At 57.7% G+C, this 13,796-nt stretch carries 13 protein-coding genes; 9 read left to right on the top strand and 4 right to left on the bottom strand.

Annotated features, from left to right (window positions below; all coding sequences use genetic code 11):
* Positions 1 to 59: 59 nt before the first annotated feature.
* Both J7416_RS09480 and J7416_RS09475 read right to left on the bottom strand, forming a co-directional pair.
* Positions 60 to 341 (bottom strand): SCP2 sterol-binding domain-containing protein, encoded by a 282-nt coding sequence (locus J7416_RS09480; RefSeq protein WP_209224462.1) that lies wholly within the window; start codon positions 339 to 341, stop codon positions 60 to 62.
* A gap of 149 nt (positions 342 to 490) precedes the next feature.
* On the bottom strand, positions 491 to 1,717 hold the full coding sequence (locus J7416_RS09475; protein ID WP_209224461.1) for an argininosuccinate synthase: 1,227 nt from the start codon (positions 1,715 to 1,717) through the stop codon (positions 491 to 493).
* Between the two features lie 142 nt (positions 1,718 to 1,859).
* Between J7416_RS09475 and J7416_RS09470 the strand changes: the two genes are divergently transcribed.
* The 3 genes from J7416_RS09470 to J7416_RS09460 all read left to right on the top strand — a co-directional run bounded on the left by J7416_RS09470 (position 1,860) and on the right by J7416_RS09460 (position 4,899).
* Positions 1,860 to 2,627, top strand: coding sequence for a hypothetical protein (locus J7416_RS09470; RefSeq protein ID WP_209224460.1), 768 nt, complete (start codon positions 1,860 to 1,862; stop codon positions 2,625 to 2,627).
* Between the two features lie 58 nt (positions 2,628 to 2,685).
* Entirely contained in the window at positions 2,686 to 3,912 is a 1,227-nt protein-coding gene (gene ilvA / locus J7416_RS09465; protein ID WP_209224459.1) for a threonine ammonia-lyase IlvA, read from the top strand.
* Positions 3,913 to 4,017: 105 nt separating this feature from the next.
* Complete coding sequence (locus tag J7416_RS09460) at positions 4,018 to 4,899, top strand: glycosyltransferase family 2 protein (protein ID WP_209224458.1); 882 nt, start codon at positions 4,018 to 4,020, stop codon at positions 4,897 to 4,899.
* Positions 4,900 to 4,922: 23 nt separating this feature from the next.
* On the opposite strand, the gene J7416_RS09455 is transcribed toward J7416_RS09460, so the two are convergent.
* Entirely contained in the window at positions 4,923 to 5,246 is a 324-nt protein-coding gene (locus J7416_RS09455; RefSeq protein WP_209224457.1) for an Hpt domain-containing protein, read from the bottom strand.
* Positions 5,247 to 5,394: 148 nt separating this feature from the next.
* Between J7416_RS09455 and J7416_RS09450 the strand changes: the two genes are divergently transcribed.
* On the top strand, positions 5,395 to 6,669 hold the full coding sequence (locus tag J7416_RS09450) for a SpoIIE family protein phosphatase (protein ID WP_209224456.1): 1,275 nt from the start codon (positions 5,395 to 5,397) through the stop codon (positions 6,667 to 6,669).
* On the opposite strand, the gene J7416_RS09445 is transcribed toward J7416_RS09450, so the two are convergent.
* Positions 6,666 to 7,109, bottom strand: coding sequence for an NUDIX hydrolase (locus tag J7416_RS09445; RefSeq protein WP_209224455.1), 444 nt, complete (start codon positions 7,107 to 7,109; stop codon positions 6,666 to 6,668). The two genes, J7416_RS09450 and J7416_RS09445, sit on opposite strands and share 4 nt — an antisense overlap.
* A 76-nt stretch (positions 7,110 to 7,185) precedes the next feature.
* Here J7416_RS09445 and J7416_RS09440 point away from each other — a divergent pair, with 76 nt between their 5' ends.
* The 5 genes from J7416_RS09440 to J7416_RS09420 all read left to right on the top strand — a co-directional run bounded on the left by J7416_RS09440 (position 7,186) and on the right by J7416_RS09420 (position 13,762).
* A complete protein-coding gene (locus tag J7416_RS09440) occupies positions 7,186 to 8,163 on the top strand; it encodes an Hsp33 family molecular chaperone HslO (RefSeq protein ID WP_209224454.1) in 978 nt (325 codons plus the stop codon).
* Complete coding sequence (locus J7416_RS09435) at positions 8,147 to 8,752, top strand: CoA pyrophosphatase (protein WP_209224453.1); 606 nt, start codon at positions 8,147 to 8,149, stop codon at positions 8,750 to 8,752. The genes J7416_RS09440 and J7416_RS09435 overlap by 17 nt, the downstream gene beginning before the upstream one ends.
* A complete protein-coding gene (locus J7416_RS09430; RefSeq protein WP_209224452.1) occupies positions 8,749 to 9,903 on the top strand; it encodes a CCA tRNA nucleotidyltransferase in 1,155 nt (384 codons plus the stop codon). Before J7416_RS09435 ends, J7416_RS09430 begins: the two co-directional genes overlap by 4 nt.
* 191 nt (positions 9,904 to 10,094) lie before the next feature.
* Positions 10,095 to 11,933, top strand: coding sequence for an ABC transporter ATP-binding protein (locus J7416_RS09425; protein ID WP_209224451.1), 1,839 nt, complete (start codon positions 10,095 to 10,097; stop codon positions 11,931 to 11,933).
* Complete coding sequence (locus J7416_RS09420) at positions 11,930 to 13,762, top strand: ABC transporter ATP-binding protein (protein WP_209224450.1); 1,833 nt, start codon at positions 11,930 to 11,932, stop codon at positions 13,760 to 13,762. Before J7416_RS09425 ends, J7416_RS09420 begins: the two co-directional genes overlap by 4 nt.
* Positions 13,763 to 13,796 lie beyond the last annotated feature (34 nt).

Raw genomic sequence — 13,796 nt, 5'->3', positions numbered from 1 at the left:
GGCTGTTGCAATCCGCTGACATCGTTTGTCACGCGCTGGTGAGACGAGTTTATCGGCGCTTAGCCCAGCAGCTGCCCCAGCTTCATCGCCACGCCCATATTGCCCGAAATCTTGAGCTTACCCAGCGCCACGCCCGTCATCGGGTTCAGCTTGCCGGTCAGCAGCTTGGTCAGGTTTTCCTGTGAAATACGGATCGTACAATCGGTATCCTGATCTTGTGTGGTGGCCTGATTGTCCATCAGAACGATCACCCCATCGTCGCCGCAATCGAACTTGAGCGAGCCATCAAATGTCTTACCGTTCAAACCCTTTTGGATTCCGTCAGCGATGTCCTGAAGCATGGTGTTCCCTTTTCCCTGTTGACCTTTGCGTAAATAAAAACAGGTGAAACTGGCAAGGATGACGCTACTGGAACTGACAGTCGCGCGTAGGCAAAGAAAAACCCGGCAGGCCGTGGCCACCGGGTTTGTCTTTGCAGTGATGATCCGAGTTACTTGGACAGGCGCTTTTCCCGTGAAGCCAGCAGTTTCAGACGCAGGGCGTTCAGCTGGATAAAGCCCGCGGCGTCTTTCTGATCATACGCACCGGCGTCATCTTCGAAGGTGACGTGCTCTTCGGAATACAGCGAGTGATCGGACCAGCGGCCGACGGTCGAGGCCAGACCTTTGTACAGTTTCACACGGACGGTGCCGGTGACGTGTTCCTGAGATTTGTCGATCGCGGCCTGCAGCATTTCCCGCTCGGGCGAGTACCAGAAGCCGTTATAGATCAGCTCGGCATATTGCGGCATCAGCTGGTCTTTCAGGTGCATCGCGCCGCGGTCCATGGTGATGGATTCAATTCCGCGATGCGCTTCCAACAAGATGGTGCCGCCGGGTGTTTCATAGATGCCGCGCGATTTCATACCAACGAACCGGCCTTCGACCAGGTCCAGACGACCAATGCCGTGCTTGCCGCCGTATTCGTTCAGCTTGGTCAGGATCGTGGCCGGGCTCATCGCCTCGCCATTGATGCTGACCGCGTCGCCTTTTTCAAAGCCGATTTCGATGAATTCGGGCTCATTCGGCGCGTCCTCGGGGTGAACGGTGCGCTGATAGACATAATCGGGTGCCATATCGGCCGGGTCTTCCAGAACCTTGCCCTCGGACGAGGTGTGCAGCAGGTTGGCATCGACCGAGAAGGGCGCCTCACCGCGCTTGTCCTTGGCGATCGGAATCTGATGCGCTTCGGCCCATTCCAACAGACGCGTCCGGCTGGTCAGGTCCCACTCACGCCACGGCGCGATCACCTTAATGTCGGGGTTCAGAGCATAGGCAGCCAGTTCAAACCGCACCTGGTCGTTGCCCTTGCCAGTTGCGCCATGCGCCACGGCATCGGCACCGGTTTCTTTGGCGATCTCGACCAGACGTTTGGAAATCAGCGGTCGCGCGATCGAGGTGCCCAGCAGGTAAAGGCCTTCGTACTGCGCGTTGGCGCGGAACATTGGAAAAACAAAGTCGCGCACGAATTCTTCGCGGATGTCCTCGATATAAATGTTCTCAGGTTTGATCCCCAGCATTTCGGCCTTTTGGCGGGCGGGTTCCAGTTCCTCACCCTGACCCAGATCGGCGGTGAAGGTAACGACCTCACAGCCATACTCGGTCTGCAGCCATTTCAGAATGATCGAGGTATCAAGGCCACCGGAATAGGCCAGAACAACTTTCTTGGGCGCGGACATCTGACTTCCCTTTATGCGTAGAACGACTGGCCCCTAGCGGGTTTTGGACGCGGGGGCAAGTTATCAGCGTTGACGCAGGGCGCGAATTGCGCTGAAACATTCGTATACAAAACAACAATTGGTTGAGAAGGGCAGTTTTCGGATGTTGGGTTGGCAGATTTTCGTCCATTCGGTTCGGATGGTTTTTGGAAACCTCAAACAGGTTTTGCAGATCACAATTGGTCCCGCTTTGATTGCCACTGCGCTTATCGTGGGCTTGTTCATGGTTTCCGGGATACCGTTGGAGGCGCTTGATGACAGCGCCGAAGGATTGCCTGCGGGCACGTCTGCGGCATCTGTGTTCCTGTTTGTTCTGGGTCTGGTTGTGGTGATCTTTGTCACGATGTTCTGGATCGCCGTTTCCTGGCACCGCTTCATCCTGCTTGAAGAATACCCAAGCGGTATTCTTCCGACCTTCAGATTTGACAGAATTCTTGCCTATTTGGGACGTATTCTGATGCTGGGTATTCTTCTGGCCATTGCGTGGTTGCCAATGGGTTTGGTTTTCGCAGTTCTGGGCCAGGGTTTGGCAGGTTTGTCGATCATTCTGACGGCGGTTTATGCGGTTTTTCTGATTGTATGTTTCTACAGGTTGTCGATCATCTTGCCTGCAGCTGCGATAGGTAACCCCATCACAATTTCCGAGGCCTGGAACAGCACAACGGGCATCTCGGGTTCCATATTGGTTCTGCTGGTCGTGACCTTTTTGTTTCAAATGCTTGTGCAGCTTGTTTTCTCGGCTCTCGTGTTCATTCCGGTCTTGGGTGTCTTGCTGATGGTGTTCTTTGGAACGCTGGTTCTTCCGATGATCAATGTCAGCCTTTTCACCACCATGTACGGGCTCTTTGTCGAAAAGCGCCAACTCACCTGAGTTGGGTACACAGATGTATTCCTTGCCCTTTCGGCAGTGATGCGGCAGTGAAACCGTCATGACTGACTTCATGACCCGCGCCCGCGCTGCCGAACAGGCGATGCGCTCTGTGTTTCCGGCAACGCCTCTGCAGCGGAATGCCCATCTGTCTGACCGCTACGGGGCCGATATCTGGCTAAAGCGCGAAGACCTAAGCCCGGTGCGGTCGTACAAGATCCGCGGCGCGTTCAATGCGATGCGCAAGCAGCAGGGCCAAAAGCTGTTCGTTTGCGCAAGCGCGGGAAACCATGCTCAGGGCGTGGCCTATATGTGCAAGCACCTTGACGTGCGCGGTGTGATCTTCATGCCGGTGACAACGCCGCAACAGAAAATCCAGAAAACGCGCATTTTCGGCGGCGACAATATCGAGATCCACCTGACCGGGGACTACTTCGATGACACGCTGGCCGCGGCCCAGGGCTGGTGTGCCCAGCAGGGCGGGCACTTCCTGTCGCCGTTTGACGATGAGGATGTGATCGAAGGCCAAGCCTCATTGGCGGTCGAAATTGAAGAACAGTTGGGTCGTATGCCCGACCATGTCCTGTTGCCGGTCGGCGGTGGTGGCATGTCATCCGGTGTTGCAACGTGGTTTGGCGATCGCACCCATTGCCTTTTTGTCGAACCGAACGGCGGGGCCTGTTTGCGCGCGGCTCTGGCGGCAGGGCATCCGGTGTCGCTGGATCACGTCGACAGTTTTGTCGATGGCGCGGCAGTTGGTCGGATCGGTGCAACGCCGTTCGAGCTGCTGAAATCCCGCCACTTGTCCGACGTGCTGGTCCTGTCCGAAGACCGAATCTGCACCACGATGATTGAAATGCTGAATGTCGAAGGCATCGTTCTGGAACCGGCGGGCGCTCTGGCGATCGAGGCGCTGGGCGATATTCAAAGCTTTATTCGCGGAAAGACCGTTGTTTGCGTCACTTCGGGCGGGAATTTCGATTTTGAACGTTTGCCCGAGGTCAAGGAACGCGCACAGCGCTATTCTGGGGTCAAAAAGTACTTCATTCTGCGCCTGCCACAACGCCCCGGCGCGTTGAAAGAGTTTCTGGGTATTCTGGGTCCCGAGGACGATATCGCGCGGTTCGAATACATGAAGAAATCGGCGCGCAATTTTGGCTCGGTCCTGATCGGTATCGAAACCCGCAAGCCCGAGAATTTCGTGCGCCTGTTCGCGCATCTGGACGATGCGGGGTTTACCTATACCGACATCACCGAAGACGAAACACTGGCACAGTTCGTGATCTGAGCGCGCTTCGTGCCACAGTCGCCACCACCTGCGCGTTGACGATCTTGCTGGTTGGATGAAATTCACCTAGGCAATTCAGGACGTTCGTGACTGGAAAGCGGAGATATGAAACCGCTTGCTGCAGTGACCATGGTTAGGCGTGACTATTGGTACCTCGAAAAATGGGTCGCATATTACGCCGCCCAGCTTGGCCGCGAGAATGTCTATATCCTGTCACATGGAGCCGACCCCGAGATTGATCGCATTGGTGAGGGCTGCAATGTAATCGCCATTCTGCGCGATGGGTTGCATCAATCCTTCGACTACGCCCGCTGGCGAATGCTGTCGGGTTTTTCCGCCATGCTGACCCAGTTCTATGATCGGGTCATTGTTTCGGATTGTGATGAGCTGCTGATGACGGTCGATGGCAGTCTATTGATCGACTACCCCTTTGAATTTGAGGAAAACGCGGCGGGTGCGGTGGGATTCAACCTGATCGCTACTTTGGACAACGACGAACAGGACGCTTTGATTACCGACAGCAAGTTTTGCGTGTTCGAAATTCCCTATTCAAAACCCTGTCTGGTACAACGCCGGGTATCCTTCGGGACCGGCGGGCACGGGATCATGCATGACAGCTTTGACCTGCTGCCGGGACTGTTCAACATGCACTTCCATTACGGAAACTGGAAGGAAATGCAGCGCCGAGAACAGGAACGGTCCCCGCTGGTGGATGAAACCATGGCAGAAGGGGTAAAAATCAGGAAATCCCCGGGTCAGTCCGTCGGCATTGTTGGCTGGCGTCGACGGACCCGGCGCTTCAGGCGCTTGACGCGAGAGTCGACCAATGCAGCCGAGCTGCCGCTGAAAGACTGTGTCGAACAGTGCAGGAAAGAAGCCTTGCAGACGCTCAAGTCGATGGATGATGGCTATTTTACCCATGACCGGGGCATGCAGTTCGACCTGAAGAAATTCCGTTTTCCCGAAGGTTTTCCCGTTCAGTTTTAGCCTGCGAAGCGGCCGCATTGCGGTCAGAGGCTGGCAAGCCCTGATTTAAATTCAACGGACGAGTTTTTGAAGGTGTCGAGGATACCCGGCAGATCGACCGTTTGGCTTTGCCCCTGTGCCGACTGCCGTTCACCGTCCTGACAGAGCTTTGCCAGGGTTTCGAACCCCAGACTCAAAGCACTGCCCTTGACGAAATGCAGGTTTTGTTCGAACTCGACGCGCAGTTTGTCTTTGCTGAGGCGCATCAGGGCCTCTTGCACCTCATCCAGAAAGATCTCGACGACCTCATCAAACTCGCTGGCGCCAACTTCGTCCCTTAGTTGTCTGACCCTGGACCAGTTGATCATGCCATTCTCGCTTTGCCTGCCATGCTTTTTCTTAGTTCGAAATCAGTAAAGGGCAGGTTAAGCGGGTTCATTTCTGACCTTCATCCTATATTAAACAGCCCCGCGATAGGGTCACAGTATTCCAATATGCGTTGCTGTGCAGAGGGTTATGGTGGCAGAGGTCAGTCAGGCAGACACCAGATCGGAACTGGATTTTGGTGTGATTCAGAAGGTGCTTGTCGTTGACGACAGCCGCCTGCAGCGCCGCATTCTGGTCGCATCGTTGAAAAAATGGGGGTTTGAGGTTCTTGAGGCTGATAGCGGTGACGCTGCCATTGAATTGTGCGCCACCGATCCACCGGACCTTGTACTAAGCGATTGGGTTATGCCCGGGATGAGCGGGCTGGATTTTTGCAAGGCGTTTCGCGCGCTGGACAGCAAACAATACAGTTATTTCATCCTGTTGACCTCAAAAAGCGAAAAGCAGGAAGTCGCGCGTGGTCTGGATGCCGGTGCGGATGATTTCCTGATCAAACCGCTTGAGGCAGACGAGCTGCGCGCGCGTATCTCGGCCGGGGCGCGTATTCTGGACATGCAGCGTGAACTGTCGCGCAAGAATCAGATGATCGAATCCGCGCTGGAAGAGCTGCGCGTGGCGCACGACGCGATCGACAAGGATCTGATTCAGGCACGCAAGATCCAGGACTCTCTGGTGCCCGAACTGACGCGCCAATTTGGCAAGTCCCAGGTCAGCATGCTGCTGAAGCCCTGCGGGCATATCGGTGGTGACCTGGTGGGTATGTTCTCACCGGGCGTCAACAGATTGGGGTTTTACAGTATCGACGTGTCCGGCCACGGTATCACCTCGGCCATGATGACGGCGCGTCTGGGCAGTTACCTGTCCAGCAGCCATTTTGAACAGAACGTCGCGATGGAGCGGCGCTTTGACAAATTCTATGCTCTGCTGCCGCCAGAGGAAGTGGCCGAAACTCTGAATTCGCGGCTGATGGCTGATACCGGAATCGAAGAGTATTTTACGATGGTCTATGCCATTGTCGATCTGCGCAACGGGCACGTGAAAATGGTGCAGGCCGGGCACCCGCACCCGTTGTTGCTGCGTCAGGATGGCAGAACCGAATTTCTGGGTGAGGGTGGTTTGCCGATCGGGTTGCTGCCGGATGTCAGTTTTCAACGGACTGAGTTCTATATGCGGCCCGGCGACCGGCTTTTGTTGTATTCAGACGGGTTTACGGAATGCCCTCTGGCGGATGGTGGCTTGCTGGAAGAAGAGGGTTTGCGCCAGATGGCACTGGATTGCGGACCCGGTCGCAGTGGCACAGAGTTCTTGGACGACATGTTCTGGCGGCTGACCCAGGCGATGGCCCCGGGCAGTGGAATGGATGATGACGTCTCGGCCGTTTTCTTTGAATACAACGGCCACTAAAGCCGTTGTTCATGCTGCGCCGCAAAGTGGCGATCACCCGCATTCCCCAACATCTGTGCCGCGTCGGCGGTGTCCATCCACAGGGCATCGTGAAACGGTTCGGTCGGCGGGCCCACAGGCCGAACCGGGCGGGCGCGATAGATCAGGCAGACCTTTTCGGCCCAGAGATCGTATTCCGGCATGAAGGTGAACCGGCGAAAAGCCCCGACGCGACGCGGCGCGGCGATCAGCCAGCCTGTTTCCTCGAACACTTCGCGGTGCAGTGCGGTAATGGGCGATTCGCCGGGATCAATGCCGCCACCGGGCAATTGCAGGTCTGGCCCGGGCTGTGTTTGACAGGTCAGCAGCAGGCTTCTGCCGCGGGGTAAAAGTGCATAAACTCCGACCCGGCGCGTATATCTTCGCCCGGCCTGAGGGGTTTCACCAAACCGTCTGATCATGTATGGCCCCTTACAACCCGAATAGTTCGACCTATATGCTGGCGGTATGCCAACCTGTGGCGTTTAAGGAAACCCCATGTCTCTTGGAACAAAAATCGCGTGGGACGACACCGTCCTGCCCTTTCAACTCGATGTCTCTGACATGCGCGGCCGCGTGGCCCGTCTGGATGGCGTTCTTGACGGCATCCTGAAACAGCATGACTACCCCGAGAAGGTCGAAGCCTTGGTGGCCGAGATGGCCCTGCTGACCGCCTTGATCGGCCAGACTGTTTCGCTGCGCTGGAAGCTGTCGTTGCAGGTCCAGTCCAAAGGGGCCGTACGCATGATTGCAACCGACTACTTTGCCCCCAAGACCGAGGGCGAACCGGCTCGTATCCGCGCCTATGCCAGTTTCGACCGGGATCGCCTGACCGACGGTGCGCCGTTCGATCAGGTGGGCGATGGGTATTTTGCGATCATGATCGATCAGGGCGAGGGTACGCAGCCTTATCAGGGGATCACCCCGCTGGCCGGTGGATCCCTGAGCGCTTGCGCTGAGGCGTATTTCGCCCAGTCCGAACAGTTGCCCACGCGGTTCTCGCTGAGTTTTGGCAAATCGACCGAACCCGGTGTCGGCGAACATTGGCGCGCGGGCGGTGTGATGCTGCAGCACATGCCCAAGGCTTCGCCATTCGTTGCGTCGGGCGAGGGGGACGGCAACATCCTGACCGCTGATGACCTGGTCGACGGTGATGAGGGGGAAAACTGGGGCCGCGTCAACATCCTGCTGGATACGGTGGAGGACCTGGAACTGATCGGTCCGTCCGTTGCGCCCACCGATCTCTTGATCCGGCTGTTTCACGAAGAACAGCCGCGGGTCTACGACGCACAGTCGGTGCAGTTCGGCTGTACCTGCTCCGAAGACCGTGTGCGGCAAAGCCTGTCGATCTATTCCGCCAAGGACATCGAAAAGATGACCACGCCCGAAGGTAAGGTAACCGCCGATTGTCAGTTCTGCGGCGCGCATTACGTGTTGGATCCCGCCACGGTCGGCTTTGATGCTGACGACGCCTGATCCAACTGATCAGCTGAGGGCGGCCTTGCGCCGCCCCGGCCACGGGTCGAGCGATTTCGACCTGAACCCCGACTTCGTTCTGCCCGAGGGTCGCAAGTTGCGCCCTGCCGGCGTGCTGGTTCCGATCTCGGTTACGGATGGCGTTCCGCGTTTGATCCTGACGAAACGATCCTCGGCTTTGAAGCATCATCCGGGACAAATTGCCTTTCCCGGCGGCAAGCAGGACGAAGGTGATGCGGATGTGACCGCCACCGCGCTGCGCGAAGCGCGCGAAGAGATTGGTCTGCCGCCGGAAATGCCCCAGGTTCTGGGACACCTTCCCACGCACGAGACGGTGACGTCTTTCACCGTTACGCCGGTTGTCGCGATCCTGCGCGAACCTTTCCAATCCGTGCCCGAACCGGGCGAAGTGGCCGAAGTATTCTCGGTTCCACTTGAACATGTGCTCAACCCCGCGAATTATATCGTTGAATCGCGCCGCTGGCGGGGTCAAAGGCGGTATTACTTCACTGTTCCTTTCGGCCCCTATTACATCTGGGGCGCAACAGCACGCATCCTGCGGGGATTGGCAGCACGGATCAACGAATGACGCAGATCGCAGAAAGTTGGGTGTCCGAACCTGCAACGCAACGGGTGTGCAAAGCTCTGACCGATGCCGGTTTCCAGTCCCTGTTTGTCGGCGGATGCGTGCGTAATGCGCTTTTGGGGGCTCCAGTTTCAGATATCGACATCGCAACAGATGCGCGGCCCGACAAAGTGGTTGAACTGGCCGAAAATGCAGGGCTCAAGGCGATTCCGACGGGGATTGATCACGGCACGATCACCGTGGTCAGCAAAGGCATCCCGCATGAGATCACCACATTCCGCCGCGATGTGGAAACCGATGGCCGCCGCGCCGTTGTCGCGTTTTCGGACAAGGTCGAAGAGGACGCCGCCCGCCGCGACTTCACGATGAACGCGATCTACGCGCGGCCTGATGGCACTGTTCTTGATCCTCTGAGCGGTTTGCCGGATCTGCTGGCGCGCCGCGTCCGGTTCATCGGAACCGCCGCGCACCGCATTCGCGAGGATTACCTGCGCTCTCTGAGGTATTTCCGTTTTCATGCCTGGTACGGGGATGCTGAGGCCGGGTTTGATCCTGATGCGCTGGCTGCAATTGCGTCGAACCTTGATGGGTTGGCGGGGCTGTCGCGCGAACGTGTCGGCGCAGAGCTTTTGAAGCTGCTGTGTGCACCTGACCCTGCGCCGTCCGTGGCGGCAATGCGCAGCGCCGGTGTTCTGGCGCAGCTTTTGCCGGGGGCTGATGATCGCGCTCTGGCGCCTTTGATCGCACTGGAACAGCAGGCGGGTGCGGAACCGGAGTCGGTGCGCCGACTGGCGGCCATTGCACCGCCCGAGGTTGCCAGGACCCTGCGCCTCAGTCGGGCACAGTTACAACGCCTGACCCGTATGCGGGATGAGGCGGCAGGCCCCGCAAGCTTTGCCGAGCTAGGATTTCGCTATGGCGAAGCGGGCGGATTGAACGAGGCACTTTTGCGTTGTGCTTTTCTCGAACAGCCGTGGTCAGACTCGATCCGTCAGGACCTTCAAGCCGGCGCAACTGCGACGTTCCCGATCAAAGCTGCCGATCTGATCCCCGAATTTACCGGCCCCGCGCTGGGCAAGAAACTGGCCGAACTAGAAGCGCAATGGATCGCGTCAGGTTTCACGCTGGACCGCAAAGATTTGCTGGGCGGCTAATTTGAGGTCTCAAAAGGGGATGACAATTATATTGGTTTATGGTTACTTGCCCCTGTCACATGAATGGAGGGATGCGAATGTATTACGGGATCTGGGACAGCTAAGGCTGGAACACTTTGACCCGTAGGGGTGGTGTTCTGGCGCCATCTTTCTTCGCATGACTTATTTTCTGCTCAACCGGAGCACTCTCCATGTTTCGCTATTTCGAAAACCTCGTTGACCCTTTTGTCGACTACAAGGAAACCGACACACCGCCGACGCGGTTGTGGCCCTTCATGCTGGATTACTCGCAGCCGTTTATGCGGGTGTTCTTCTGGGCAGGGCTGATCTCGATCATCGTTGCGGCGGTAGAGGTCGGGTTGATCTACTATATGGGTCGCGTGGTTGACCTGTTGTCTGGATCCCCTGCCGAGGTTTGGCAGGCCCACGGCACCGAGCTGATCCTGATGGCAGTTTTTGTGTTGCTGTTGCGTCCCATACTGCATGTCGTCGATGTGCTGCTGCTGAACAACACGATCCTGCCGAACTTTGGCACGCTGATCCGCTGGCGCGCGCACAAACACGTGCTGCGCCAATCGGTTGGTTGGTTCGAGAACGATTTTGCCGGGCGCATCGCGAACCGGATCATGCAAACGCCTCCTGCTGCGGGTGAGGCCGTGTTTCAGGTGTTTGACGCCATTTCGTTTTCGATCGCCTATCTGATTGGTGCGGCGGTCTTGCTGATGGCGGCGGATCCGCGCCTGTTGCTGCCGCTGCTAATCTGGCTGGTTCTTTATGCTTTACTGGTGCGCTGGACAGTTGCACGGGTGGGTCCCGCGTCGCAGGCGGCCTCGGACGCGCGTTCGGCTGTGACAGGTCGGGTGGTGGACAGTTACACCAATATCCACTCGGTCAAGATGTTCGCCCATGACGAGCAAGAGCTGGATTATGCCCGCGAAGCCATCGAGGAAACCCGCCGCACCTTTCAGGTTGAGATGCGGATTTTCACCATCATGGACGCAGTTCTGGTCACCCTGAACGGTCTGCTGATTGTTGGCGTCGTCGGTTGGGCGATTGCCCTGTGGATGCAGAGCAGCGCGTCTGTCGGTGTGGTCGCGGCAGCGACAGCGCTGACGTTGCGGCTGAACGCGATGACCGGTTGGATCATGTGGGCGCTGACCAGCTTCTTCCGTCAGCTTGGTGTCGTCGCCGAGGGGATGGAGACGATTGCCCAGCCCATCGACCTGCTGGATGCACCTGATGCCAAGCCCCTGCAGTTGACCAATGGCCAGATCGACATTCAGGACCTGTCGCACCATTACGGTCGCAAAACCGGTGGTCTGGACCACATCAATCTGACCATCCACCCGGGTGAGAAGATTGGTTTGATCGGGCGGTCCGGGGCCGGGAAATCGACCCTGGTTAAGCTGCTTTTGCGGTTTTATGACGTCGAACAGGGGGCCATCCTGATCGATGATCAGAACATCGCCAAGGTGACGCAGGACAGTTTGCGCAGCCATATCGGTATGGTTCAGCAGGACAGTGCCCTACTGCATCGGTCTGTGCGCGACAACATCCTCTATGGCCGTCCCGATGCGACCGAGGAACAGATGATCGCCGCCGCCAAACAGGCCGAGGCGCATGAGTTCATCCTCGATCTGCAGGACCCCGAAGGGCGCACCGGCTATGACGCGCATGTGGGTGAACGCGGTGTGAAACTGTCCGGTGGTCAACGGCAACGAGTCACGCTGGCGCGGGTGATCCTGAAGGATGCGCCGATCTTGTTGTTGGATGAGGCGACATCTGCCCTAGATTCCGAGGTCGAAGCGTCGATTCAGGAAACTCTTTACGGCATGATGCAAGGTAAAACCGTGATCGCCATTGCCCACCGGCTGAGCACCATTGCTCAAATGGACCGCATTCTGGTGATGGATGGTGGTCGCATTGTCGAGCAAGGCGGGCATTCGGAACTGTTGGCGCATGGTGGCCTTTACGCCCAGTTTTGGGCGCGGCAATCCGGCGGGTTCCTCAACCCGGAGGCCGCTGAATGAAGCTGACCGACCTCATAAACCCGTTCAAGAACATCGAAACGCCCCCGCCGCAAACGCTGGGGGCGTTCATTCGCTGGAGTTTGTCCGGTGCCTGGCCGATGATCTTTGTCGCAGCCTTCTTCTCGGCCATGGCCGGGGCGATGGAGGCGGGAACGGCTTGGGTTCTGGGTTTCGTGATTGATATCGCGACGTCAAGCGGACCAGACGCGTTTCTGACCGCGTCCAACATCTGGATGCTGTTGGGGGCCGTGGCGTTTTTCATGTTGCTGCGTCCGGTTTTGTTTGGGCTTTCGGCGTACTCAAACGCTTATATCGTCATGCCAAACATCACGCCGCTGGTTCTGGCCAAGCTGAACCGCTGGACGCTTGGTCAGTCGGTCACCTATTTCGACGACGACTTTGCAGGGCGCATTGCGCAGAAACAGATGCAAACGTCGAATGCGATGGCGTCGGTTGTGTCGGAAACCATCAGTGCGATTGTGTTTGCTCTGGCCTCGCTTGTGGGCTCATTGCTTTTGTTAGGGTCTATTCATCCGCTGGTCATGCTGCCTTTTGCGGCCTGGCTGATCGTTTATTTCCTGTTGATCCGCTGGTATCTGCCCCGCATCCGTCAACGCTCGGCCGCGCGAGCCGGTGCGCGGGCGATGGTTTCAGGTCAGGTCGTCGACACGATCACCAACATCAAGACCGTCAAGCTATTCGCCCATTCCGAGTTCGAGGATCAGGTGGCGCGGAATTCGATGGTCGATCTGCGCGACAAGATGCTGGCCTTCGGCAGCCTGTCCGCCAGCTTTCGTCTGATCCTGATGCTGTTGGCCGGGGTGCTGCCCGTTTTGCTGATCGGCGCGACCTTGTGGCTGTGGCAGGTCGGCACCGCAACCGCTGGGGATATCGTGGCGGCAGGAGCCGTATCTATCCGCATTGCTCAGATGACCGGCTGGGTCAGTTTCACTCTGATGGGACTGTACGCCAATGTGGGCGAGATCGAGAATGGTATGAAGACGCTGGCCCGGCGCGAAAGGGTCGAGGATCAGGCCGGTGCGACGGACCTGACTGTGCCCCAAGGCCAGATCACTTTTGACCATGTCAGCTTTGCCTATGGCCGCGATGTTGGTGGCGTATCAGACGTGACTCTGACCGTGCACCCGGGCGAGAAACTGGGCATTGTGGGCGCCTCGGGCGCAGGGAAATCCACCTTGGTTTCGTTGCTTTTGCGTCTGTATGACGGTGAAAAGGGCGCGATCCTGATTGATGGGCAGAACGTCTCTGGTGTGACGCAGGACAGCCTGCGTCGCCAGATCGGCATGGTCACGCAGGAAACCGCGATGTTTAACCGCTCGGCGCGCGAGAATATTCTCTATGGCCGCCCCGATGCTTCTGAAGACGAGATGATCGAGGCAGCCCAAAAGGCGGAAGCACATGAGTTCATTCTCAGCCTTGAGGATGGACAAGGGCGGACCGGATATGACGCGCATCTGGGTGAGCGCGGCGTGAAGCTGAGCGGCGGTCAGCGTCAGCGGATCGCTTTGGCGCGCGCAATCCTCAAAGACGCGCCCATCCTGGTTCTGGACGAAGCAACCTCGGCATTGGACTCCGAGGTTGAGGCGTCGATTCAGACAGCCTTGCATCGGGTGATGCAGGGGAAGACCGTGTTGGCAATTGCGCACCGTCTGTCCACGCTCAGTGAGATGGACCGGATCATCGTTCTGGAACAGGGTCGCATTGTAGAGGTCGGCACCCACGATGCTCTGCTGGATCAGGGCGGTCTTTATGCACGGTTCTGGCATCGCCAGTCGGGTGGGTTCATTCAGGCAGAAGCTGCGGAATAAGGGTTTTGTTGCGGGCCAACCCCCGGTATCAGGC

It is taken from the genome of Ruegeria sp. R14_0 (assembly GCF_017743975.1).
In the GTDB taxonomy this organism is placed as follows: Bacteria; Pseudomonadota; Alphaproteobacteria; order Rhodobacterales; family Rhodobacteraceae; genus Ruegeria.
This window is presented reverse-complemented; position numbering and strand designations above follow the sequence as displayed.

Excerpts from the sequence above, each read along its gene's own strand:
- J7416_RS09480 (WP_209224462.1), bottom strand. The coding sequence starts at position 341 with ATGCTTCAGGACATCGCTGACGGAATCCAAAAGGGTTTGAACGGTAAG.
- J7416_RS09475 (WP_209224461.1), bottom strand. The coding sequence starts at position 1,717 with ATGTCCGCGCCCAAGAAAGTTGTTCTGGCCTATTCCGGTGGCCTTGAT.
- J7416_RS09470 (WP_209224460.1), top strand. The coding sequence starts at position 1,860 with ATGTTGGGTTGGCAGATTTTCGTCCATTCGGTTCGGATGGTTTTTGGA.
- ilvA (WP_209224459.1), top strand. The coding sequence starts at position 2,686 with ATGACTGACTTCATGACCCGCGCCCGCGCTGCCGAACAGGCGATGCGC.
- J7416_RS09460 (WP_209224458.1), top strand. The coding sequence starts at position 4,018 with ATGAAACCGCTTGCTGCAGTGACCATGGTTAGGCGTGACTATTGGTAC.
- J7416_RS09455 (WP_209224457.1), bottom strand. The coding sequence starts at position 5,246 with ATGATCAACTGGTCCAGGGTCAGACAACTAAGGGACGAAGTTGGCGCC.
- J7416_RS09450 (WP_209224456.1), top strand. The coding sequence starts at position 5,395 with ATGGTGGCAGAGGTCAGTCAGGCAGACACCAGATCGGAACTGGATTTT.
- J7416_RS09445 (WP_209224455.1), bottom strand. The coding sequence starts at position 7,109 with ATGATCAGACGGTTTGGTGAAACCCCTCAGGCCGGGCGAAGATATACG.
- J7416_RS09440 (WP_209224454.1), top strand. The coding sequence starts at position 7,186 with ATGTCTCTTGGAACAAAAATCGCGTGGGACGACACCGTCCTGCCCTTT.
- J7416_RS09435 (WP_209224453.1), top strand. The coding sequence starts at position 8,147 with ATGCTGACGACGCCTGATCCAACTGATCAGCTGAGGGCGGCCTTGCGC.
- J7416_RS09430 (WP_209224452.1), top strand. The coding sequence starts at position 8,749 with ATGACGCAGATCGCAGAAAGTTGGGTGTCCGAACCTGCAACGCAACGG.
- J7416_RS09425 (WP_209224451.1), top strand. The coding sequence starts at position 10,095 with ATGTTTCGCTATTTCGAAAACCTCGTTGACCCTTTTGTCGACTACAAG.
- J7416_RS09420 (WP_209224450.1), top strand. The coding sequence starts at position 11,930 with ATGAAGCTGACCGACCTCATAAACCCGTTCAAGAACATCGAAACGCCC.